The 22,088-nt window shown below is 47.6% G+C and carries 23 protein-coding genes; 16 read left to right on the plus strand and 7 right to left on the minus strand.

Translation table 11 applies throughout. The features are described 5' to 3' along the window. The first annotated feature begins 44 nt into the window (after nt 1-44). From pilB to L2713_RS18360, 8 genes are all read left to right on the plus strand, one after another. Nucleotides 45-1,754, plus strand: coding sequence for a type IV-A pilus assembly ATPase PilB (pilB, locus tag L2713_RS18325; RefSeq protein ID WP_248968873.1), 1,710 nt, complete (start codon nt 45-47; stop codon nt 1,752-1,754). Nucleotides 1,755-1,905: 151 nt separating this feature from the next. Then, a complete protein-coding gene (locus L2713_RS18330; protein WP_248968874.1) occupies nt 1,906-3,171 on the plus strand; it encodes a type II secretion system F family protein in 1,266 nt (421 codons plus the stop codon). A 55-nt stretch (nt 3,172-3,226) separates the two neighbouring features. Continuing rightward, nucleotides 3,227-4,153: a prepilin peptidase gene (locus L2713_RS18335; protein WP_248968875.1), complete on the plus strand. Its 927-nt coding sequence runs from the start codon at nt 3,227-3,229 to the stop codon at nt 4,151-4,153. Between the two features lie 95 nt (nt 4,154-4,248). Then, entirely contained in the window at nt 4,249-4,866 is a 618-nt protein-coding gene (coaE, locus tag L2713_RS18340) for a dephospho-CoA kinase (RefSeq protein WP_248968876.1), read from the plus strand. After that, nucleotides 4,859-5,593: a cell division protein ZapD gene (zapD, locus tag L2713_RS18345; protein WP_248968877.1), complete on the plus strand. Its 735-nt coding sequence runs from the start codon at nt 4,859-4,861 to the stop codon at nt 5,591-5,593. Before coaE ends, zapD begins: the two co-directional genes overlap by 8 nt. Nucleotides 5,594-5,700: 107 nt before the next feature. Further along, nucleotides 5,701-5,910, plus strand: a complete 210-nt coding sequence (gene yacG / locus L2713_RS18350; protein ID WP_011621218.1) for a DNA gyrase inhibitor YacG — start codon at nt 5,701-5,703, stop codon at nt 5,908-5,910. A 34-nt stretch (nt 5,911-5,944) separates the two neighbouring features. Beyond that, nucleotides 5,945-6,337, plus strand: a complete 393-nt coding sequence (gene mutT / locus L2713_RS18355) for an 8-oxo-dGTP diphosphatase MutT (protein WP_248968878.1) — start codon at nt 5,945-5,947, stop codon at nt 6,335-6,337. Nucleotides 6,338-6,478: 141 nt separating this feature from the next. Beyond that, nucleotides 6,479-7,015 (plus strand): thioredoxin family protein, encoded by a 537-nt coding sequence (locus tag L2713_RS18360; protein ID WP_248968879.1) that lies wholly within the window; start codon nt 6,479-6,481, stop codon nt 7,013-7,015. 74 nt (nt 7,016-7,089) lie between these two features. On the opposite strand, the gene L2713_RS18365 is transcribed toward L2713_RS18360, so the two are convergent. Next, complete coding sequence (locus L2713_RS18365) at nt 7,090-8,016, minus strand: Ppx/GppA phosphatase family protein (protein ID WP_248968880.1); 927 nt, start codon at nt 8,014-8,016, stop codon at nt 7,090-7,092. After that, nucleotides 8,017-9,336 carry an ATP-dependent RNA helicase RhlB gene (gene rhlB, locus L2713_RS18370; protein ID WP_086903875.1) on the minus strand — a complete coding sequence of 440 codons (1,320 nt, stop codon included), beginning with the start codon at nt 9,334-9,336 and terminating at the stop codon, nt 8,017-8,019. 152 nt (nt 9,337-9,488) lie between these two features. On the opposite strand from rhlB, the gene trxA reads away from it, so the two are divergent. Both trxA and rho read left to right on the plus strand, forming a co-directional pair. Next, entirely contained in the window at nt 9,489-9,815 is a 327-nt protein-coding gene (gene trxA / locus L2713_RS18375; protein ID WP_011070766.1) for a thioredoxin TrxA, read from the plus strand. A gap of 211 nt (nt 9,816-10,026) precedes the next feature. Further along, on the plus strand, nt 10,027-11,292 hold the full coding sequence (gene rho, locus L2713_RS18380) for a transcription termination factor Rho (protein WP_011621213.1): 1,266 nt from the start codon (nt 10,027-10,029) through the stop codon (nt 11,290-11,292). A gap of 176 nt (nt 11,293-11,468) precedes the next feature. Here rho and L2713_RS18385 read toward each other — a convergent pair whose 3' ends face one another. After that, on the minus strand, nt 11,469-12,401 hold the full coding sequence (locus L2713_RS18385; RefSeq protein WP_248968881.1) for a LysR family transcriptional regulator: 933 nt from the start codon (nt 12,399-12,401) through the stop codon (nt 11,469-11,471). 118 nt (nt 12,402-12,519) lie between these two features. Between L2713_RS18385 and L2713_RS18390 the strand changes: the two genes are divergently transcribed. Both L2713_RS18390 and L2713_RS18395 read left to right on the plus strand, forming a co-directional pair. Further along, a complete protein-coding gene (locus L2713_RS18390) occupies nt 12,520-13,542 on the plus strand; it encodes a zinc-binding alcohol dehydrogenase family protein (protein WP_248968882.1) in 1,023 nt (340 codons plus the stop codon). Then, nucleotides 13,539-13,823 carry a putative quinol monooxygenase gene (locus tag L2713_RS18395; protein ID WP_248968883.1) on the plus strand — a complete coding sequence of 95 codons (285 nt, stop codon included), beginning with the start codon at nt 13,539-13,541 and terminating at the stop codon, nt 13,821-13,823. The genes L2713_RS18390 and L2713_RS18395 overlap by 4 nt, the downstream gene beginning before the upstream one ends. A gap of 61 nt (nt 13,824-13,884) precedes the next feature. Here L2713_RS18395 and L2713_RS18400 read toward each other — a convergent pair whose 3' ends face one another. The 4 genes from L2713_RS18400 to L2713_RS18415 form a co-directional block, all read right to left on the minus strand. After that, on the minus strand, nt 13,885-14,616 hold the full coding sequence (locus L2713_RS18400; protein WP_011070759.1) for a fumarate reductase iron-sulfur subunit: 732 nt from the start codon (nt 14,614-14,616) through the stop codon (nt 13,885-13,887). Then, nucleotides 14,616-16,622: a fumarate reductase flavoprotein subunit gene (locus tag L2713_RS18405; RefSeq protein WP_248968884.1), complete on the minus strand. Its 2,007-nt coding sequence runs from the start codon at nt 16,620-16,622 to the stop codon at nt 14,616-14,618. Before L2713_RS18405 ends, L2713_RS18400 begins: the two co-directional genes overlap by 1 nt. A gap of 61 nt (nt 16,623-16,683) precedes the next feature. Further along, nucleotides 16,684-17,355: a fumarate reductase cytochrome b subunit gene (locus L2713_RS18410; RefSeq protein WP_011621208.1), complete on the minus strand. Its 672-nt coding sequence runs from the start codon at nt 17,353-17,355 to the stop codon at nt 16,684-16,686. A gap of 206 nt (nt 17,356-17,561) precedes the next feature. Beyond that, nucleotides 17,562-18,287, minus strand: a complete 726-nt coding sequence (locus L2713_RS18415; protein ID WP_248968885.1) for a fumarate reductase cytochrome b subunit — start codon at nt 18,285-18,287, stop codon at nt 17,562-17,564. 441 nt (nt 18,288-18,728) lie between these two features. On the opposite strand from L2713_RS18415, the gene prmA reads away from it, so the two are divergent. The 4 genes from prmA to ric all read left to right on the plus strand — a co-directional run bounded on the left by prmA (nt 18,729) and on the right by ric (nt 22,075). Continuing rightward, nucleotides 18,729-19,610 carry a 50S ribosomal protein L11 methyltransferase gene (gene prmA, locus L2713_RS18420; protein WP_011621206.1) on the plus strand — a complete coding sequence of 294 codons (882 nt, stop codon included), beginning with the start codon at nt 18,729-18,731 and terminating at the stop codon, nt 19,608-19,610. A gap of 174 nt (nt 19,611-19,784) precedes the next feature. Beyond that, the gene (gene dusB / locus L2713_RS18425; protein WP_011621205.1) at nt 19,785-20,753 is read left to right on the plus strand and encodes a tRNA dihydrouridine synthase DusB; all 969 of its coding nucleotides are present in this window, start codon (nt 19,785-19,787) and stop codon (nt 20,751-20,753) included. A 16-nt stretch (nt 20,754-20,769) separates the two neighbouring features. Continuing rightward, a complete protein-coding gene (fis, locus tag L2713_RS18430; protein WP_006083371.1) occupies nt 20,770-21,075 on the plus strand; it encodes a DNA-binding transcriptional regulator Fis in 306 nt (101 codons plus the stop codon). 253 nt (nt 21,076-21,328) lie between these two features. Next, entirely contained in the window at nt 21,329-22,075 is a 747-nt protein-coding gene (ric, locus tag L2713_RS18435) for an iron-sulfur cluster repair di-iron protein (RefSeq protein WP_248968886.1), read from the plus strand. The last annotated feature ends 13 nt before the right edge of the window (nt 22,076-22,088 follow it).

Raw genomic sequence — 22,088 nt, forward strand, 5'->3', positions numbered from 1 at the left:
TAAAGACGTTATTATTTCAATACTTGTTTACACTTGGAGTTTTTATGCCATCTACGGGCCTGCATTTGGGTTTATCCACCCTGTTTATCCGTAAAGGGCTGCTTAATGAAGAGCAGATGGCTAATGCCATCACTAAATCCCGACAAACTAAACAAACCTTAGTAACAACTTTAGTTCAGACTAAGCTAGTGTCTGCTCGCACAATTGCCGAGCTTTGCTATGAAGAATATGGCACCCCGCTACTAGATTTAGCCGAATTTGATATTAGTGCCATTCCAGAAGAATTTCTGAATAAGAAACTAATTGAAAAACATCGCTGTTTACCACTTTTTAAACGCGGAAACCGCCTCTATATAGCTACCTCAGATCCAACCAATATTGCTGCACTTGAGGAGTTTCAGTTTAGTGCAGGGCTGCATGCCGAAGCCATTCTAGTCGAAGAAGATAAGCTTGCTAAAGCTCTTGAAAAAGTACTCGAAGAGGATATTACGGGTCTCGATTTAGGTGGTATGGACGAGGCCGCTTTAGCAGGTATTGAGATTACCGATACTGATAAGCGCCATGAAGACAATACCAGTGACGGCAATGATGATGCACCAATTGTTATTTATATCAATAAAATCCTAACTGACGCGATTCGCAGGGGAGCATCAGATCTTCACTTTGAGCCCTATGAAAAACGCTACCGCATTCGTTTTCGTATCGACGGTATTTTACATGAAGTCTCTGAACCACCAATTAGCTTAGCAGGAAGGTTATCGGCTCGCTTAAAGGTGATGTCGAAACTCGATATTGCCGAGCGCCGCGTCCCTCAGGATGGGCGAATTAAGATGAAACTATCCCGCACTAAGTCAATCGACTTTCGGGTGAGCACGCTGCCGACCCTTTGGGGCGAAAAAATAGTAATGCGGATATTAGACTCCTCCTCCGCCCAGCTCGGCATTGAAAAACTAGGTTACGAACCCGACCAAGAAAAGCTTTACCTTGAGATGCTGGCAAAACCCCAAGGAATGATCTTAGTCACAGGCCCTACAGGTTCAGGAAAAACTGTTTCACTCTATACAGGCTTAAATATCCTTAATACCGCCGAGCGCAATATCTCTACCGCCGAAGATCCGGTAGAAATTAACCTTGAAGGTGTAAACCAAGTCCATATTAATCTAAAGGCCGGTTTAACCTTTGCCTCGGCACTACGCTCCTTTTTGCGTCAAGACCCCGATGTAGTGATGGTGGGAGAGATCCGCGATCTTGAGACCGCCGAAATTGCCATTAAAGCCGCACAAACTGGCCACTTAGTATTATCCACCTTGCACACAAACTCAGCAGCGGAAACCTTAACCCGTTTAATCAATATGGGTGTACCCGGCTATAATATTGCCAGCTCTGTTAATCTTATTATTGCTCAACGACTTGCACGGCGGCTTTGCACTGAATGTAAGCAACCCGAACAAATTCCTGAACATGAGTTACAACGTTTAGGCTTTACGGATGAGCAAATAACTCAAGGATTTACCACCTATAAACCTGTAGGTTGTGAGCATTGTTCTGGCGGCTATAAAGGACGGGTAGGTATTTACGAAGTGATGAAAATGTCCGATGAAATTGCTCGCACCATTATGGAAGGGGGCAATTCGTTACAGATAGCAGATCAAGCCAAAACACAGGGGATGAGAGATCTGCGTCAATCGGGCCTTCTTAAAGTTATCCAAGGGGTAACCAGTATTGCTGAAGTAAACCGAGTCACCAGCTTTTAACCCCTTTTAATTGAATTGAATTGCGTGACACAGCTCGCTTAACTGTTTTAAATAACCAATTTATCTTTCGCTATATATACTAATCTAATGACGGTAAATTTATAGCTTGCAATGCCTAACAGGGATTAACTGTGACTAATGGGAATACACTATGGCTACGGCAACAACGGTAAAAAAGCCTCGCGCCAAAAAGAACGAGCAAAAGAGCCAACTAAAGACATACACCTTTGAGTGGAAAGGTTTGAACCGTGATGGCAAAAAAACCGGTGGCGAATTAAAAGGCACCAGTGTCGCCGAGGTGAAAAGCCAGCTTAAGCTTCAAGGGGTTAACCCTAAAGTTGTCCGCAAAAAGGCATCGCCTTTTTTCGCTCGAAATCCAGATATCAAGCCTATGGATATCGCCATGGTGACACGCCAAATAGCGACTATGCTGGCAGCTGGTGTTCCCTTAGTTACCACCATAGAAATGCTCGGCCGTGGCCATGAAAAACAAAAAATGCGCGAGCTACTCAGTACTATATTATCAGAGGTACAATCGGGTATTCCATTGTCAGACTCACTACGCCCCCATAGACGCTATTTTGATGATCTCTATGTCGACTTAGTTGCAGCGGGTGAGCATTCAGGCTCTCTTGATGCTGTGTTCGATCGAATTGCAACCTACAGAGAAAAAGCTGAAGCCTTAAAGTCCAAAATTAAAAAGGCGATGTTTTACCCTGCCGCAGTCGTTGTAGTAGCGATAGCAGTAACAACACTGCTTTTGTTGTTTGTAGTACCGCAATTTGAAGATATTTTTAAGGGCTTTGGTGCTGAGCTTCCTGCTTTCACCCAGATGATCGTTGGCATTTCACGTTTTTTACAGAGTTCTTGGTATATATTCTTCGCTGCCATAGCTATCAGTATCTGGTTATTTGTCCGCGCCCACCGAAATTCACAAATGTTTAGGGATCGAATAGATGAACTTGTGCTTAAAATTCCCGTTATCGGCGAGATATTGCATAAAGCAGCTATGGCACGATTTTCCCGTACCTTAGCCACCACCTTTGCGGCAGGAGTGCCTTTAATTGACGGCATGGAGTCAGCTGCTGGAGCCTCTGGTAATGCGGTTTATCGAGCCGCGTTATTAAAAGTACGCCAAGAAGTCATGGCAGGGATGCAGATGAACGTCGCCATGCGCACCACAGGGCTTTTCCCCGATATGTTAATCCAAATGGTAATGATTGGTGAAGAGTCTGGCTCACTCGATAGTATGCTAAACAAAGTGGCCAATATTTATGAAATGCAGGTTGATGATGCCGTTGATGGCTTATCAAGCCTTATCGAGCCAATTATGATGGTAGTGATTGGTATCTTGGTCGGCGGTTTGATTGTCGGTATGTATCTGCCGATTTTCCAAATGGGTAATATCGTAGGTTAAGCTTAACGCAACGAACCCAAACAACTGATTTAATGAGTAATAATAAGAACTAGCAATGTCAGACTTTACATCCCTTTTAAGCCACTCTCTCGCTCAGAGTCCTTGGCTATTTATTGCGTTAAGCTTTGTGTTTGCCGCCACTATTGGTAGCTTTTTAAATGTCGTCATTCACCGCTTTCCGGTAATGATGAAGCGCGAATGGCAACAGGAGTGCAATCAATATCTACAGGAATATCATGCTGATGTTGTAAAGCAGATTGGCATCGAAAAGCTCAATAAACCGATAGATACTTACCCTGAAAAATACAATCTAGTGGTGCCAGGTTCCGCCTGCCCTAAATGTAAAACCGCAATCAAGCCTTGGCATAATTTGCCGATTGTGGGTTGGCTTATGCTCAGAGGAAAATGCGCCGCCTGCGATGCGGCAATCTCCTCACGCTATCCGATTATTGAGTTAGTAACAGGATTATTAGTTGCAACAATAGCTTGGCATTTTGGTCCTAGCTGGCAGTTTGTGTTTGCTGCGATATTAACCTTCGTATTGATTGCCTTAACGGGTATTGATCTCGATGAGATGCTGCTTCCCGACCAGATGACCCTTCCACTCCTATGGCTAGGATTGCTCATTAACCTCAACCATACCTTTACCACTCCAACCGATGCCGTTATAGGTGCTGCAGCGGGCTATTTAAGTCTCTGGTCGGTGTTTTGGCTGTTTAAGCTACTCACAGGTAAGGAAGGCATGGGTTATGGCGACTTTAAACTGCTCGCCGTATTTGGCGCATGGCTAGGTTGGCAAATGCTCCCCCTAGTCATTTTACTGTCTTCTTTAGTTGGCGCCCTTGTCGGCATCACGCTCATCGTGCTCAAACGTAATCAGCTAGCAAACCCAATCCCCTTTGGGCCTTATATTGCCGCCGCTGGTTGGATAGCGCTAATCTGGGGACAACCTATAGTCGATTGGTATCTAAGTACGTTGTAAAAACACTGGTGTACCTTTCTTTCTTCAGCGTTTGGCGTTCAAGTTCGTACGGAATAGTCTGTATCGAGTAGGTACCTCATCTAGATGGGAATCTTATGTCCAAGTTTGTCATAGGTCTAACGGGTGGCATTGGTAGCGGTAAAACTACCGTGGCCAATTTATTTGCCGAAGAAGGTGTTGATTTAGTCGATGCCGATGTAGTAGCTCGCAAAGTCGTCGCTAAAGGCTCAAAAGGACTCGAAGCAATTATTGCTCACTTCGGCACTGAAATAGTAACCGAAGCTGGAGAGCTTGACCGAGCCAAGCTGCGACAACGGGTGTTTAGAGATGAGCAAGAACGCCAATGGTTGAATCAGTTGCTCCACCCTATGATCCGCCAAGAAATGTTGTCACAAGTCGAAAATGCTACCTCAGACTATGTAATTATGGTTGTGCCCTTGCTATTTGAGAACGGGTTAGATAGGTTAGTCAATCGGACTTTAGTGGTGGATATTTCGCCGGAGTTGCAAGTAAGCCGTACCGTAAAACGGGACAATGTGGACGCCACTCAGGTAAATAACATCATTAATAGCCAATGTAGTCGCAATGACAAACTCGCTAGAGCCGACGACATTATTGATAATCAGGGAGAGATATCAAAACTAAAACAAGAGGTGCAAGCATTGCACCAGCGCTATTTACAATTATCTGGTAATCACGACGCCCATGACTGACTTAGTTTACGAACAGCCTTTAAATGAGAAGATTCGCAGCTATTTGCGCCTCGAATATCTCAATAAACAGCTCGGTAATAATCTAAATCACGACCACCAGCATAGATGTTTCTACCCTCTTTTCTCCCTGTGCGAATTATCGGAGCGTTGCGATTATCGCAACGAAGTCCTTAAAGATATCGAGCGCAATCTGCTTCAACTGAGCAAATGGCAAGAGCTCGACCATGTCGATAGCGAACAGATTGAGTTTTACATTCAAGCATTAATGCAAGCCAGAGAGCCACTACAGCGTCCCGAGCGCTGTGGTAGTCAACTCAAACAAGACCGATTTTTATCGGCTCTGCGACAGCGTTTTGGCATGCCAGGTGCCTGCTGTAACTTCGACCTCCCCCAACTGCATTTTTGGCTCGCCAAACCCTGGGAAGAAAGACAGCAAGATTACCAAGCTTGGATCAGCCATTTTGATCCCCTTCTCACCCCCATCACGCTTTTACTTCAACTTACCCGCAGTACCGCCCATTTCGATAACGCCACCGCCCATGCCGGTTTTTACCAAGGTGACAGCGCTCAAGCGCTCTCGCTAGTACGCGTCAAAGTCGATGCCGCCCACGGCTGCTACCCCACCATCAGTGGTCATCGCAATCGCTACGCCATCCACTTTGTCCAATTCGACCAACAGCGCCACTCCGACCGCAGCATCGAATTCCTACTGGCGACCTGTGCCTGAAGCCTTTACACTAACGACCTCTAAGCTACTGCTGAGTTAAAGCCGCATAATTGCGATACTCAGCGATTTCCTTGTTATTTCAGTCGACTGCTAAGGAGAAGTCTATTATGCCGTTAACCGTCAACTGTCCCATTTGTAAAACCCCAGTAGAATGGGTTCCTCAATCGGAATTCAAACCCTTTTGTAGCGAGCGCTGCAAGATGATTGACCTCGGCGATTGGGCCTCCGAAAAACATGCTATTCCGGTCAAATCTGAGTTTGACCTCGACGCGTTAGATGAACTCGGTTACGACGAAGAAAGCTTTTTCAAAGAGTAATACTCAATAATCAGCCCTTTATAAGCAGAATTTTATGACAAAACGCATTCATGTTGCCGTCGGCATTATCCTCAACCCTAACGGGCAAATCCTACTCGCTAAGCGACCAGAACATTTACATCAAGGCGGTAAGTGGGAATTTCCAGGAGGCAAAGTCGAACAGGGCGAAACCGTCACCCAAGCCTTAATTCGTGAGCTAAAAGAGGAAGTTGCGCTAATCGTCAGCGCAAGCGAGCCTTTTATGGCGCTAAGCTACGATTATCCCGATAAACAAGTGTTACTCGATATTCACACTGTCAGTGAATTTACGGGAGAGGCGCAAGGGCTTGAAGGGCAACAGATTGCTTGGGTCAATAGGCATGAACTGAGCCATTACGACTTCCCCGAGGCCAATAAACCGATCCTCGCCAAGTTATTGGAGCAATAGCAAACTTTTTGCAGGCAGAAGCAAGTTTTACATTAGCGATACGTGATCTGGCTTGCAGCAAACTCATTGGCAACTTTTAGAAAACGAAAATTAGTGTTTGAATGCAAACTCATTATTATTCTTCGATTTCGAGGGCATATCATGCACAATAACGTTAAAGCATTACTCGCCACGACCGCGTTATTTTTTAGCTGCCAAGTACTAGCAAATGGCGGCTGTGGCTTTGAAGAGCAACAACAGGGCTTGATTGCCACCTGCAGCGAGGAGAAACAAGAAGTGATTTTAACTGGTGTAGTTGAAGCGCAACATTTAGTAAAAGATCTCAATGAGTTTGCTGAGGGCTACAAGAGCTATCAAGTGGATACCGCATCCTTAGCCCCTCTTAAAAATATCACTGAGCCAACCGAAATCGTGGTCATCATCGGCACTTGGTGCCCAGACTGCCATCGCGAAACACCCCGCTTTATTCGCATTATGGAAGAAGTGGCTAACCCCAATATCAAAGTGACTTATATTGGGGTTGATCGCAGCAAGCAAGATCCTGAAGGACTGGCGGCAAAATACGAATTCAAGCGTATTCCCACCTTTATCGTGCTACAACAGGGTAAAGAAATTGGCCGTATTGTTGAGCGTCCAACCGTCTCGCTCGAAAAAGATTTAGTCGAGATTTTAAACTAATCTCGAGTCGGTAAATCATAAAGGCCGCCAAGTGTACACTTGGCGGCCTTTATCTTTTTAAAATGGATTTGAAGTTAAATCGCTTCTTCTAAAATTCGCTGTGCCAGCATCACTAGCACGCCCTCACGCAGTGCGCCGCCTGATAGCGTCAACTGCTCAATCCCCAAGAATTCAAAGAGCGCGAGTAAAATCGCCACTCCAGCGGCAAATGTCGGTGCGCGCTCGGCACTAAGGCCGATAATCCCCATAAGACTCGCATGTTCTTCAGCAAGGATTTCCGCTTTAAGCTGATTCAGCACAGCTAAGGTAATGATTTCAGACTGCTTACGGTGCATTAAGACTTCGACCACAGATTGCACCGCGCCAGAAGCCCCCACCACACAGTGCCATCCTAAGTCTTTTAACCTTTGCCTATGTTCACCTAAGACTTCCAACACTTCCTGCTTGGCATCGTCAAAATCGAGCTCTTGCAACGGAGCGTTGTTAAAGAAGCGACGGTTAAAGGTCACGCTACCCATAGGCAAACTGGTCTTAAACTGAACTTGGTGACCATCACCGATAATAAACTCGGTACTGGCGCCACCAATATCGATCACTAAACGTCGACCTTGGCCGCAAGTGGTCGCCACCATACCTTGATAAATCAGCTCAGCTTCACGCATGCCTGAGATAATCTCAATCGGATGACCCAAAAGCGGAATCGCCTTCTGATTAAACTCATCGGCATTATGGATACAGCGCAGTGTCGCGGTAGCAATTACAGCGACATGATTAGGATGGATTTTATGCAGCGCTAACATTTGGGCAAACATTGCTAGACAATCTAGGCCACGCTGCATCACTTCTGCGGTTAGATGACCATCTTCGCCAATGCCTTCGGCTAACCTTACTTTACGTTTGTATTTAGCAATAATGTGTGGCTGACCGCCTTTTGTCTTAGCGATCAGCATATTAAAGCTATTAGAGCCTAAAGTAATGGCGGCATAAGCGGGTGTTGGCATTTAAGGCTGTCTACGCGTCCTGTCATGGCGAGGTGGACGTCCACCACTACGATGGGCACCTTGTGGTCGCCCTGCACCTGAGCGTTCACGTAAATTGCGTGCTCCCGCAGGATGCTTGCGATGAATTTTGACCGGCGGCGGAATATCTTCCAGCAAGGCATCACGGTCATAATTGCTCACAGGAATAGAGTGATTGATGTAGGTTTCAATCGCAGGCAAATTCAGGGCATATTCTTCACAGGCAAAACTGACCGATACACCTTTGTTACCCGCACGCCCAGTACGACCAATACGGTGGACGTAATCTTCACAATCATCAGGTAAATCATAATTGTAGACGTGGGAAACATCGGAAATATGCAGTCCGCGCGCGGCAACGTCGGTCGCGACCAGAATATCTAATTGGCCTTGGGTAAATTGCTCGAGAATGCGAATACGCTTCTTCTGCGGCACATCGCCCGTCAGCAAACCAACGCGGTGTCCATCCCCTTCAAGCCAAGACCATAGGTTTTCACAACTGTGCTTAGTGTTTGAAAAAACAATAGCCTTCTCTGGCCAATCTTCTTCAATCAGCGTCAGCAGCAAACGCATTTTGTCTTCTTGGGAAGGATAGAAAATTTCTTCTTTGATGTTCTTGGAGGTTTTTTCTTCGGGGGCGATTTCGACTTTCACAGGATCATTCATATGATCGTAGGCGAGTTCCTGCACTTTCATCGAAAGCGTCGCCGAAAACAGCATATTCAGACGCTGATCGGCACTGGGCATACGTCGGAATAGGAAACGAATATCCTTGATAAAACCAAGATCGAACATACGGTCGGCTTCATCTAGTACCACCGCTTGAATACCACCGAGATTGATAATTCCTTGACGAACGTAATCAATGATGCGCCCGGTAGTACCAATCAGAATATCTACGCCTTGATCGAGCGTCTTACGCTGTACATCATAGCTTTCACCGCCATAGACAATGCCGACTTTTAAGTGGCTGTGTTTGGCTAGAAGAATTGCGTCTTTCGCGATTTGAATCGCCAGCTCTCGGGTTGGAGCCATAATGATGGCGCGCGGCTGATTTAACTGACGGTTTTCAGGAACAGGCGTCGACAATAAATGGTTAAATGTGGCAACCAAAAACGCCATTGTCTTACCCGTGCCCGTTTGGGCTTGGCCGGCGATATCTTTTGATTGAAGTAATACGGGTAATGATAACGCCTGAATCGGCGTACAAAATTCAAAGCCGTTTTCGGCAAGTGCCTGTTTAACCTCTGGATGCAGAGGAAGGTCGGCAAATTTTTGATTAGATAAATGTGTTTGGCTCATAGCGCAAGCATACCATTTGGGGTTGCAATAAGATACTCGATCGTTTGAAATAGCCACATTGTAAAAAGGTAACTTGAAAAGCTATTTTTCAGCCCCAATATACATGGTAAGCCATTAACAAACCAGCAATGGCAACCAAACTGGAGAACATCATGAGCGATAAAATTATATACCTGAGCGACGACAGCTTCGAAAACGACGTATTAAAGGCCGATTTACCAGTATTGGTAGACTTTTGGGCTGAATGGTGTGGTCCATGCAAAATGATCGCTCCTATCCTTGACGACGTTGCCGAAGAGTACGCAGGTCGTGTGACTATCGCTAAATTAAACGTTGACCAAAACAACGTTTCTCCAGCGAAATATGGCGTTCGTGGTATCCCAACTTTACTGTTATTCAAGAACGGTGAATTAGCGGCAACTAAAGTTGGCGCACTGTCAAAAACTCAATTAAAAGAGTTCATCGACGCACAAATCTAATTTGTTGTCGCTATGAGTGACCTCCGGCACAAGCTTTAATTAATTGTGCCGGAATACCCCTAAATTTCTGGACGCCCCGCTTTGTTAGTGCTACTTTAATAACCAGATTCTTTCTAACTAAACCACTTCTCGCTCGTCAATCACTATCCTGAATCACAAACTTTACTGATTGATCGCGGTAAGCTTTGTCGCGTAACACAAGATCCCCAACATGAACTTAACTGAATTAAAAGACACGCCGATATCCGACCTAGTCTCGCTAGCCGAAAATATGAAACTCGAAAATATGGCCCGCGCTCGCAAGCAGGACATTATTTTCTCTATTCTTAAAGCCCACGCCAAAAGCGGCGAAGACATTTTCGGTGGTGGTGTATTAGAAATACTCCAAGACGGATTCGGTTTCTTACGTAGTGCAGATGGATCTTACTTAGCTGGCCCGGATGATATTTATGTATCACCAAGCCAAATTCGCCGCTTTAACATGCGAACGGGCGACACGATTTTTGGCAAGATTCGCCCACCAAAAGAAGGTGAACGTTATTTTGCCCTGCTAAAAGTTAACGAAGTTAACTTCGATAAACCTGAAAACTCTCGCAACAAAATCCTCTTTGAAAACTTAACCCCACTCCACGCAGAAGAACGTATGCGCATGGAGCGTGGTAATGGCTCTACTGAAGACATCACTGCCCGTATTCTGGATTTATGCTCGCCTATCGGTAAGGGTCAACGTGGTCTGATCGTCGCGCCACCAAAAGCGGGTAAAACCTTATTACTGCAAAACATTGCTCAGTCAATCACCTACAACAACCCAGAAGTCGTGTTGATGGTACTGCTGATCGATGAACGTCCTGAAGAAGTGACCGAGATGCAACGCCTAGTTCAAGGCGAAGTGATTGCATCGACCTTCGACGAACCAGCTAGCCGTCACGTACAAGTGGCTGAAATGGTCATTGAAAAAGCCAAGCGTTTAGTTGAGCACAAGAAAGACGTAGTGATTCTACTCGACTCTATCACTCGTTTGGCTCGCGCCTACAACACTGTTATCCCATCATCGGGCAAAGTGTTAACTGGTGGTGTGGATGCAAACGCCCTGCACCGTCCTAAGCGCTTCTTCGGTGCGGCTCGTAACATCGAAAACGGCGGCAGCTTAACGATTATTGCTACCGCTCTGGTTGATACTGGCTCGAAAATGGACGAAGTGATCTACGAAGAGTTCAAAGGTACAGGTAACCAAGAACTGCATCTGTCACGCAAGGCCGCTGAAAAACGCGTATTCCCTGCAATTGACTTCAACCGCAGTGGTACTCGTCGCGAAGAAAAACTGACCACGCCAGATGAACTGCAAAAGATGTGGATCCTGCGTAAGATCTTAAATCCAATGGATGAAGTCAGCGCAATGGAATTCCTGATCGATAAACTGGCTATGACTAAGACCAACGAAGAATTCTTCACCGCGATGAAACGCGCTAAGTCTTAATCCTAGGTTTAGGGTCAAATCTTTCAAAAAAGCCGCTTAATGCGGCTTTTTTATTGCGCCGAGTTTAGCTGGACAAGATTAAATCACAGAGCGATGAGCCCTCTTCACAGAGGAAATCGCGAAGGCAACCACTTATCAAGCCTCAGCGAACTCCCTCTGATTCCCACATTCAATTGTTATTTAAACTGTGTTTCAGATTTAAGGTATGTTGCTAGGGCACGACTTAAGGTTTGAGTCTGTTGCCTGAGCATTTCACGAAGCAACAGCACCACGGGCGTGACATGCTCACGCCCAGGGCACACTAAGTATAAATTGACCGATTCGCCCCGATATTCAGGCAGCAAGGGCACAAGGCGCCCAGCCATAATATCCTCCGCCAGATCTAAGCTCGACTTGAACACTAAACCCTTACCAGCCACTGCCCAGCGTCGCGCAATCTCAGCATCATTGGCGCTGCGATTACCCGTCACGCGGATTTTAAATTCCTGACCATCACGCTCAAATTGCCATTGATCATGGGTGCGGTCATCGAGTTTATAAAACAAACAATTGTGCTGTGCTAGCTGTTCTAAGGTCTCGGGGTTGCCAAACTTGGCGAGATATTCAGGTGAAGCACATAGCAATCGGTCGGCGCAGCAAATCGGAAAAGCGACCTGATTGGAGTCCTGAGGTTTACCGTAACGCACCGCGACATCAATTTTATCGTGGTAAAAGCTGCTGATGTTATCGCCCAAATGCAGCCGCACCTGTAGCTGCGGAAAATCTAACAGGAAGTCATCGAGCCAAGGGACAAATAAGTTACGCCCAAAATCGGATGAAACCGACAGGCTCAAGGTGCCAGAGATTTTACCTTTATCGCTGGCGATCGCCTGCTCCCCGAGGGCGAGATCACTCAAGGCACGGCGGCAATGGATAAGATAGCGCTCACCTTGAGCAGTTAATCTCAGGCTTCGGGTCGTACGTACAAATAGGCTAGTATCGAGTTGTTTTTCAAGCCGTTTAATCGCTGCGCTCGCCGATGCCGCCGAGAGTTCCATTTCGACCGCGGCAGCCGAAATACTGCCGCAATCGGCAACGCGAACAAATAGTGCGAGATCATTCAGCAGCATGATTTTCAAAAATCCTTTGAAAAAATTACAAAGTTTACCCCATTTATCTAGGCTTTAATATTCCACACAATAGTTGCCATTGACAAGTACAGACACCAGCCGCAAGCGAGGAATCAAGATGAAAGCCATAGGTTATCAAACCGCGGGAGCCGTCGATGCGCCCAATGCATTACAAAACATCACCTTACCTAAACCTACACCGCAAGGTTTTGACCTGTTAGTTGAGGTGAAAGCCATATCCGTTAATCCCGTCGATACCAAAATCCGCGCATCAAGCTCAGCTCCAGCAGGGGAATATAAAATCCTCGGTTGGGATGCCGTCGGAGTCGTTAAAGCCGTAGGGGATAAAGTCAGCCTGTTTAAGGTAGGTGATGAAGTCTGGTATGCCGGCGATATTAGCCGCAGCGGCAGTTATGCCGAGTATCAGTTAGTCGATGAGCGCATTGTGGGCCATAAACCGCAAACCTTAAGCAATGCCCAGGCTGCAGCCCTGCCACTAACCAGTATCACGGCTTGGGAATTACTGTTTGACCGTTTAGGCTTACCTCAGGATGGCTCTGCCACGAATGCGCGGATTTTGATTATCGGTGCCGCAGGCGGCGTAGGTTCTATCATCACTCAGCTTGCGGTCAAACTGACAGGCGCCGAGGTGATTGGCACAGCATCACGCCCCGCATCTGCCGCTTGGGTGAAAAAGTTAGGCGCGAATCAGGTTATCAATCACCAACAGCCACTCTCGCAGGAACTGGCGAAGTTGGATATTGCCGATGTCACCCATGTGATTAGCCTAACCCAAACCGATAAGCACTTTGACGAAATCGTAAAAGTCCTCAGACCCCAAGGTAAACTGGCACTCATTGACGATCCCGTCGGCCCACTGGACGTGATGAAGCTTAAACTTAAAAGCCTGTCACTACATTGGGAGCTCATGTTTACCCGCAGCCTCTTTCAAACCGAAGACATGATTGCCCAGCATCATTTGCTCAATCGTATCGCCGAGCTGATTGATGCAGGCACAGTTCAAAGTACCTTTGGCGAACACTATGGCGCCATTAATGCGCAAAACTTACTTAAAGCGCATGCGCAGATTGAGTCGGGTAAGGCCATAGGTAAAATCGTGCTCGAAGGATTTAGCCAATGAAAGTGACAGTCTTTGCGCAAATTCAAGCGCATCCAGGCCAAACTGACGCGCTGTTTAACTTGCTCAAACAGTTAGTGAGGGACACCCACACAGAGGCTGGTTGTTTTGAGTATACGCTGCATCGCTCTTTAGATAATGCAAATCATTTCTGGATGTATGAAGTGTGGCAATCTCAAGCAGCGCTGGAGGCACATATGGCAAGTCCACACTTTAGTGATTTCGTAACGGAATCAGAAGAACTCGTTAAGCAGGTTGATATTCATAAAACCTATGCCTGTTAACGACCAAAAGTAAAGCGCCTAATAAGGCGCTTTGCTTTTTGAATCAAACAGCTAACAGAAATTAAACTAAGGTCATCGCCATTTTGCGGCGCAGATAGGCTATCTGCTGCATATGAGGCAAATCCTTCGGACAGTTGTCTTGGCAGCCGAGCAAGGTCATACAACCAAACACGCCATCCTGATTACCAATCACATGGTAAAAATCTTCAGCCGTGCGCGCATCGCGGCTATCGAGTTCAAAACGGGCTATTTTCATCATCCCCACGGCCCCAACAAAGGTCTCACGCATTTGTTTAGTGGCACAGGCAGACACACAAACCCCACACTCGACGCACCGTTCTAATTCATAGAGCCGCGCCGCTTCCTCTGGCGCCATAGGCTCTTCGAGGCGATGAATACTGATATCATTCGCCTTTGGGTGTAACCACAGCTTCAAGCGCTCGGCGAGTTCGCGCATAAACTTACCCGTGTTAACCGATAAATCACCAATCAATTCAAAGCCAGGTAATGGCATTAGGGTGATTTCTCCCTTGGGATATTTGGCGGTTAAGGTGCGGCAAGCTAAGGTTGGGAAACCATTGATCACCATGGCACAACTGCCGCAAATCCCCGCCCGACAGACAAAGTCAAACTGCAACGAGGTATCTTGCTCTTCTCTGAGCTTATTGAGAGCAATAAATACCGTCATGCCCGGCGTTTCGGTGAGCTGATAACGCACCATCTTCGGCTTATCGTTTGGCTCCTGCGGATCATAACGAAAAATATTAAAGGTTAACTGGCGACCTTGGCTCATTATGATTTTTCTCCTAGCACATTGGCTGATGGTCTTTGTAAGGTATCGCTTAAACGTTCATTTTTAGCTTGTAAGCTCGGCGGCAGCTCGAATGGCATCAGCGCCGCTTGGCGTTGATAACGATCGGCATCGTCACCCAGCCCAGCCAAAATATCGGCAATTTGTTGCTCGCGTTTGGCTGTATCGGGGTGTGCGATGGCATTATCGATACCATAACCCCGGTATCCCGGCGGCAGCTCCATCTTCATCACATCCAACGGCTCGTAGCTTAAAACGGGGGCCAACGCCTCGGCATCGGGCCAACTGGCGAGAGTACGGTTGAGCCAGTCTCTGTCATTACGCTGCGGATAATCCTCACGGGCGTGGGCACCACGGCTCTCGGTACGCGCTGCTGCGCCACAGGCAACGGTCAGTGCGACTTTGAGCATGCGCTTCACCCTTAGCGCTTCTACCAGCTCAGGATTGGCATGGCGTTTCTTGCACTTAATACCGAGTTTACGTGAGCGTTCAAGCAGCGCCTTTAGCTCAGTCACCGCTTTATCAAGCTCAGGGCCGTTACGGAAAATCCCCACGTAATCCATCATAATCCGCTGCATTTCGCGCTTCAGCTCAAAGGGACTTTCGTGGCCTTCGCCATCGACTAAGGTGTCGATTTCAGTCTGTACCTGTCGCATAAATTTTTCGGCAAGCTGAGTGTCGATTTCAAGGCTATTATTCTCACAAAAATCAGCCACATATTTGCCGATAATCATGCCGCCCACCACGGTTTCGGCGAGCGAGTTGCCGCCCAAGCGGTTAAAGCCATGCATATCCCAACAGGCCGCTTCACCGACGCTGAATAAGCCCTTAAGCTGCGGACTCTCGCCCGTCGCCTTAGTGCGGATCCCGCCCATCGAATAGTGCTGAGTTGGACGAACGGGGATCCAATCCTTCGCGGGATCGATACCGAGGAAGTTTTCGCAAATCTCCTGCACTTCACGCAGGTTGGTTTCGATATGCTTACGCCCAAGTAGGGTGATATCGAGCCATAAATGCGGGCCGTAGGGGCTATCAACGCCCTTACCTTTACGCATATGCTCGGTCATGCGGCGAGACACCACGTCCCGCGACGCCAGCTCTTTCTTCTCTGGCTCATAGTCCGGCATAAAACGGTAACCGTCTTTATCCCGCAGCAAGCCACCATCACCGCGGCAACCTTCTGTGGTTAAAATCCCCACGGGCACAATTGCCGTTGGGTGGAACTGTACCGCTTCCATGTTGCCAAGGGTCGCAACGCCCGTTTCGAGCGCCAGCGCCTGACCTATCCCCTCGCAGATAATTGCATTGGTTGAGACTTCATAAATCCGGCCATAACCACCGGTGGCGATGGTGGTCGATTTCGCGACGTAGGCACGCAACTCGCCCGTGATTAAACAGCGGGCAATCACCCCGTGACAGCGTTGACCGTCATGGATAATCGAGAGCGCTTCGACGCGTTCGTGGACAGGAATATCCATCGAAATCGCTTTGTTATCCATGGCATAGAGTAAGGAGTGACCCGTACCATCGGCGGTGTAGCAGGTGCGCCACTTTTTGGTACCACCAAAGTCGCGGGCATTGATCAGACCGTGGGCCTCTTCGGCTTCCTGCAAGGTGACTTTTTGTGCGTTAACAATGACGTCCCTCGGGCCTGCGGTTACACGTGTCCAAGGCACGCCCCAGTTGGCTAATTCACGCACCGCCTTAGGCGCACAATGGGCAAACATTCTGGCGACGTCTTGATCGCAGCCCCAGTCCGATCCTTTCACCGTATCTTGAAAATGCACGTCTTCATCATCACCCATGCCTTTAACTGCATTGCCAAGGCTTGCCTGCATTCCGCCCTGTGCCGCCGCAGAGTGAGAACGTTTAGCGGGGATAAGCGATAGCACTAAGGTATCTAACCCGCGCTCTTTAGAGGCAATGGCCACCCTCAGGCCAGCCAATCCGGCACCAACCACTAATGAATCGGTATAAATCAGTTTCACGCCTGCTCCTTAACGGGTACTGCTGTTATTGTTTTAGGACAACACTCTTTTGTTATATTCGCTAACTCGCGTGGGGTAAAAATGCCAATAAGGAGGCAATCCCTACAGTGACAAACGCGATACTCACAATGGTTTTAATCTTACGTAAACGGCTGCGACTATTGAGATCCCGCGCCGCCCCCCACTTCAGTGCTACGCGGTAAATCCCGATGGCCGCATGTAACTCCACCGTCAGCAATAACGGTAGATACACCATCCACACGCCTTGATTCCAAATCCGCTCTGCACTGCCCTGCGGGCCTATGGTTTCTGGCGCCGAGCCGATAAGCCATAGATGCACCGGCAGCAATAACAGGATCACCACACCCGTAATGGCCTGCCAACGCCAGAGGCGAGTATCACTGTGATTAATCACTTGCATCTGTTGTTTGAGCGCTCTTTGCTGGCGCAAACTCATGGGTAACTTTTGCAGTGCCACGATCACATGCACCAATGCTAGGGCGGCAATCCCCACAGCAATACACGTCACCACCCAAGGATAGCCATGACCATCACTGGAGAGAAAACTCAGCTCCATAGTGCGAGCCACCCAGTTCATGGCATCGCCACCCAATAAAATGGACGACACCAGCACTAAGTGGGTCCACAAAAACACCGCCAGAATGACACCCGACAAACTCTGGCTTAAATCCAGCCACGCACTCCATTTTTTTATACTTAGTTTGATTGCCATTGCTTTCGCCTCGCGCCGCAGGCTCCTGAGAGCCCTGCTTAATAAGTTGTCCTCGAAAATTAATATCGCTCACAAATCCATCAAAAAACCTGAGTTAGATCAACTAGGAGGCGAATAATTAATCGAATGCTTAAATATTAGCAGCGAAACAAAATCCTGCTGCGCCCAAATCCATCAGGGATAAACGCAGCAGAATTGGATTTCAATCAATGGGGCACGTAAGGCAGCACCGGCACACTTAGCTCACTACCGATAAACATATAGGAGACCAAGCTCGCACTACCTAGGCACAACAAATAGATAATCAATACTTTAGCAAGCTTACGTAAGCCGGAGCGCTGGGTCGTGATGCCCCATTTAACCGCCACTCGGTATAAACCAATCATGGCGTGGATGACGACTGCGGGCAGCAACAGGGCGTAGAGCAACCAAGCATTATCGTGATAGACACGCTCGGCCGATAAATGTGGACCGATTTCAGGATTTAAGATCATGGTAAAGAGGTGGACAGGCACCAAGAAAAACAGAATAAAACCCGTGATCAACTGCCAAAACCAAGCATGGGTATCGCGATGTTTAATGCCACCTAAATGTGATCGCAACGCTCGCCACTGCCCAAGCTGCGCCGGAAACCGCCTAAGAGCAACGGCAGCATGTAGAATCACCACGAGCAGCATAAACACTGAGAAGACTTTAGTGACAATCGGAAAGCCATGGCCCGTACTGCTAAACATACCGCCTTCGAGCAACTGCACCACATGGTAAAAGGCCTCTTTACCCAGCAGAATGCTCGACTCGAAATGCATATGTAACAACAGAAAGCAGCCCAGCATAATACCAGTCGCGCTCTGTAATCTATCGGCCTTAGCCGACCAAGGGTGACCTATCCCCTGTGTTTTCACGCTAGTGTGAACGCGCGTTACGCTTGTCATCTTGCTTTTACCCTTTAATGGTTTGTTGACGCCTCTTTGCAAACTACACCATAGCAGCAACAAAAAACGCGGCTGAGTGTCACAGATTTAAAGCGTGAGGCAACTCACGGGATAAGCGTCAACTCTTAGAAGAGGATCACAAAAAAGTCGTAAAAACCAAACAAAGGTAAAACCAATTAACCATTATATTTCATGGCTTTATATTAAAAATCGAAACGAGCGGTTCGATTTTGCGTACAACCAAAAGCTAACAAGCTAACTCCTTGTCCATGCTGAAATAAACCTCGTTTACTACCAAAACCCCCTAGATTGTTCGCACGAATCCCTCAATCCACCTCCTCACCATCACTCACGTTTAATTGCCATCGCATTCTGCAAATTAGCGCAGTTTGGGTATACAATAGCGCGATATTTTTTAAACCTAGCCACAGGATTTTACCCATGCCTTGGATCCAACTTCGCATTAACACTAACAGTGACGATGCTGAAACCATCAGCGACTTACTTATGGAAGAAGGCGCCGTTTCTATTACCTTTGAAGATGGTAAAGACACCCCGATTTTTGAGCCTAAACTTGGCGAAACCCCTCTGTGGCAAGATACCGTTGTGGTTGCCCTGTTCGAGGCAGACACAGATCTCGCACCGACTATCGAGATGCTGAAAACCCTGCCGTTTTTAGGCGAGCACTTCAGCCACAAAATCGAGCAAATTGAAGATAAAGACTGGGTTCGTGAGTGGATGGATAACTATCACCCAATCCAATTCGGTAAACGCCTATGGATTTGCCCAAGCTGGCGTGAAGTCCCTGACCCAAGCGCAGTGAACGTGATCTTAGATCCGGGCCTAGCCTTCGGCACAGGCACTCACCCAACGACAGCACTGTGTTTAGAGTGGTTAGATAGCTTAGATCTCAGCAATGAAGAAGTGATCGACTTTGGCTGCGGCTCAGGCATTCTCGCCGTGGCGGCGCTGAAACTGGGCGCAAAAAAGGTCACAGGTATCGATATCGACTATCAAGCCATCGAAGCCTCTAAAGCTAATGCCGAGCGTAACGATGTTGCCGACCAATTAGCACTTTATCTGCCAGAAGATCAACCCGCCGATCTTAAGGCCGATGTGTTAGTTGCCAATATTCTCGCAGGCCCACTGCGTGAACTTGCCCCCCTTATCGCCGAGCGCGTTAAATCTGGCGGTAAATTAGCCCTCTCTGGACTGCTTAAAGAGCAAGCGCAAGAAATCTCTGACTTCTATAGCCAATGGTTCGACATGGACGAAGCGGCTCACAAAGAAGATTGGAGCCGCTTGACAGGTAAGCGCAAATAACGCTAAAGGGTGGCGCAACATGCGCCACCACTGGCTTAGGCTTATTTTGTCGATGACTTCTCAAGGCTAAAAAGTCAAGAAAAAAAATTGCTCCTAGGTCATTTATTGACCTTTTCACGGCCAATAAAAAGGGCTACTATAGCGCCCCTTTGAAGAGCTAAGGTGAAACAGTAAATGCAGATTGGACCCTATCAACTGAAGAATCAGCTGATCGTGGCACCAATGGCAGGTGTCACCGATCAAGCTTTCCGTAATCTCTGTCTTCGTTATGGTGCAGCCTTAGCGGTGTCGGAGATGCTTTCATCGAATCCTGAAGTTTGGGACACAGATAAGAGCCGCCAGCGTATGACGCATTCCGGCGAGGAAGGTATTCGCTCAGTGCAAATTGCAGGTGCAGATCCAGAGTTAATGGCGCAGGCCGCCCAGTTCAACGTCGAACAAGGTGCCCACATCATTGATATCAACATGGGATGCCCGGCAAAAAAAGTGAATAAAAAGCTGGCAGGTTCTGCCCTAATGCAAAATCCACCCTTAGTGAAAGAAATTTTACAAGCCGTGGTCGCTGCAGTAGAGGTGCCTGTCACGTTAAAGATTCGCACAGGCTGGGAGCCTGAACACAGGAACGGTGTTCAAATCGCCCAGATTGCTGAGGATTGTGGTATCGCCTCGCTCGCCGTTCACGGCCGCACGAGACAATGCATGTACAGAGGCGACGCCGAGTACGACACCATCAAAGCAATTAAACAGAATGTCTCGATTCCTGTTGTCGCGAATGGGGATATCGACAGTCCGGAGAAAGCCCGCTTCGTGCTGGACTATACCGGTGTCGATGCTCTGATGATAGGACGGGGTGCTCAAGGACGGCCTTGGATTTTCAGAGAAATCCAGCACTACTTGGATACGGGTAATAAGCTAGCGCCCATTGAGGTGGCTGAACAGCGTCAAGTGATGCTGGAACACCTCACCAAACTTTATGATTTGTATGGTGAATATAAGGGTATCCGCTTCGCCAGAAAGCATATTGGATGGTACCTAGACCAAGAGGATCAGCGCCAGTTCCGGGCTGACTTTAATCAGCTGGAAACCGCTGCAGAACAGTATTCCTTGGTGGAATATTATTTTGATGAATTAGTACAGAATTAATAAAGAGCAGAATAGAATGTTTGATCAGACAACTAACACAGAAGTTCACCAGCTTACCGTTGGCAAAATCGAAACCGCAAACGGCACTATCAAGCCCCAGTTATTACGTGACGCTGTTAAGCGTGCCGTAACTAACTTCTTCGCACAGTTGGACGGTCAGGAAGCACAAGAAGTGTATGAAATGGTGCTAAGTGAAGTTGAAGCACCTCTGCTTGACATCATCATGCAACACACTCGCGGCAACCAAACCCGCGCAGCAAACATGCTAGGTATCAACCGTGGTACTCTGCGTAAAAAATTAAAGAAATACGGCATGAACTAATCCGCAAGGATTAAGCTGTTGTATTAAAAAGGCGAGTCAGCAATGACTCGCCTTTTTGCTTTATTAGCGACAATTCCCCGCCACAGCAAAGTAATAGAACCGCGCTGACCTTAAGGCAACTTTGCCTACTCACTTAGAGATATTTCACTGCATGAAATGTGATATGCCCGACTAATTTAGTCAGGATTTATTGCGCCAATATAAAGCTGCAAATATTATGCATGTAAAATTATTCTCGCTTTGGAGTGTTGCTATGTTATCTGCCCATCTCTCATCCGAAAACCCAGTTGAAGCACAGTCAGCCTCAATCACCCCATGGCTTGAACGCAAAGTGGGGGAATTGGTCGCAGAGGATTTTCGCCGCGCCCACATATTTAGCCAATTTGGTATCGATTTCTGCTGCGGGGGTGGTCGAGCACTCGCCAATGCCTGCGAGCGAGCAGAGGCCAATACTGAGCAAGTCGTCGCCGCACTGGAGGCCGTTTCCCACTCGGGAGCCAAGGAAGATGAACTCAATCAATTACCACTCGACCAGTTGATCGATTATATCGAGCGCACCCACCATCAATATGTTCGCGCTAAGGCGCCGTTATTGCTCGAATATTCAGAGAAAATGGTACGCGCCCATGGTGAGCATTATGCCGAGATTATTCCCTTCGCTGGCTGGGTGCGCGCCTTAATTGAAGACTTAATGCCGCATTTGATGAAGGAAGAAAATATCCTCTTCCCCGCGATCCGCGCCATGAGCCAAGGTGAGCAAGTGCAAGGTTGTTTTGGGCATATAGGCAACCCCATCAATGCGATGCAATACGAGCACGAAGAAGCTGGGCAAATTTTGCAAAAGCTACACGAGTTAACCAACGACTTTACACCGCCAGAATACGCCTGCACTACATGGCGCGTTTGTTACGCGACTCTGGTCGAATTTGAGGCAGACTTGCACCGACACATCCATTTAGAGAACAACATTCTCTTCCCTAAGGCGCTACAACTCGCCTAGTACAGACTGCTGA

Origin of the sequence: Shewanella seohaensis, assembly GCF_023283775.1 — a bacterium.
Lineage (GTDB): Bacteria > Pseudomonadota > Gammaproteobacteria > Enterobacterales > Shewanellaceae > Shewanella > Shewanella seohaensis.

Coding starts and splice junctions, on each gene's coding strand:
- pilB (WP_248968873.1), top strand. CDS start 45: ATGCCATCTACGGGCCTGCATTTGGGTTTATCCACCCTGTTTATCCGT.
- L2713_RS18330 (WP_248968874.1), top strand. CDS start 1,906: ATGGCTACGGCAACAACGGTAAAAAAGCCTCGCGCCAAAAAGAACGAG.
- L2713_RS18335 (WP_248968875.1), top strand. CDS start 3,227: ATGTCAGACTTTACATCCCTTTTAAGCCACTCTCTCGCTCAGAGTCCT.
- coaE (WP_248968876.1), top strand. CDS start 4,249: ATGTCCAAGTTTGTCATAGGTCTAACGGGTGGCATTGGTAGCGGTAAA.
- zapD (WP_248968877.1), top strand. CDS start 4,859: ATGACTGACTTAGTTTACGAACAGCCTTTAAATGAGAAGATTCGCAGC.
- yacG (WP_011621218.1), top strand. CDS start 5,701: ATGCCGTTAACCGTCAACTGTCCCATTTGTAAAACCCCAGTAGAATGG.
- mutT (WP_248968878.1), top strand. CDS start 5,945: ATGACAAAACGCATTCATGTTGCCGTCGGCATTATCCTCAACCCTAAC.
- L2713_RS18360 (WP_248968879.1), top strand. CDS start 6,479: ATGCACAATAACGTTAAAGCATTACTCGCCACGACCGCGTTATTTTTT.
- L2713_RS18365 (WP_248968880.1), bottom strand. CDS start 8,016: ATGCCAACACCCGCTTATGCCGCCATTACTTTAGGCTCTAATAGCTTT.
- rhlB (WP_086903875.1), bottom strand. CDS start 9,336: ATGAGCCAAACACATTTATCTAATCAAAAATTTGCCGACCTTCCTCTG.
- trxA (WP_011070766.1), top strand. CDS start 9,489: ATGAGCGATAAAATTATATACCTGAGCGACGACAGCTTCGAAAACGAC.
- rho (WP_011621213.1), top strand. CDS start 10,027: ATGAACTTAACTGAATTAAAAGACACGCCGATATCCGACCTAGTCTCG.
- L2713_RS18385 (WP_248968881.1), bottom strand. CDS start 12,401: ATGCTGCTGAATGATCTCGCACTATTTGTTCGCGTTGCCGATTGCGGC.
- L2713_RS18390 (WP_248968882.1), top strand. CDS start 12,520: ATGAAAGCCATAGGTTATCAAACCGCGGGAGCCGTCGATGCGCCCAAT.
- L2713_RS18395 (WP_248968883.1), top strand. CDS start 13,539: ATGAAAGTGACAGTCTTTGCGCAAATTCAAGCGCATCCAGGCCAAACT.
- L2713_RS18400 (WP_011070759.1), bottom strand. CDS start 14,616: ATGAGCCAAGGTCGCCAGTTAACCTTTAATATTTTTCGTTATGATCCG.
- L2713_RS18410 (WP_011621208.1), bottom strand. CDS start 17,355: ATGGCAATCAAACTAAGTATAAAAAAATGGAGTGCGTGGCTGGATTTA.
- L2713_RS18415 (WP_248968885.1), bottom strand. CDS start 18,287: ATGACAAGCGTAACGCGCGTTCACACTAGCGTGAAAACACAGGGGATA.
- prmA (WP_011621206.1), top strand. CDS start 18,729: ATGCCTTGGATCCAACTTCGCATTAACACTAACAGTGACGATGCTGAA.
- dusB (WP_011621205.1), top strand. CDS start 19,785: ATGCAGATTGGACCCTATCAACTGAAGAATCAGCTGATCGTGGCACCA.
- fis (WP_006083371.1), top strand. CDS start 20,770: ATGTTTGATCAGACAACTAACACAGAAGTTCACCAGCTTACCGTTGGC.
- ric (WP_248968886.1), top strand. CDS start 21,329: ATGTTATCTGCCCATCTCTCATCCGAAAACCCAGTTGAAGCACAGTCA.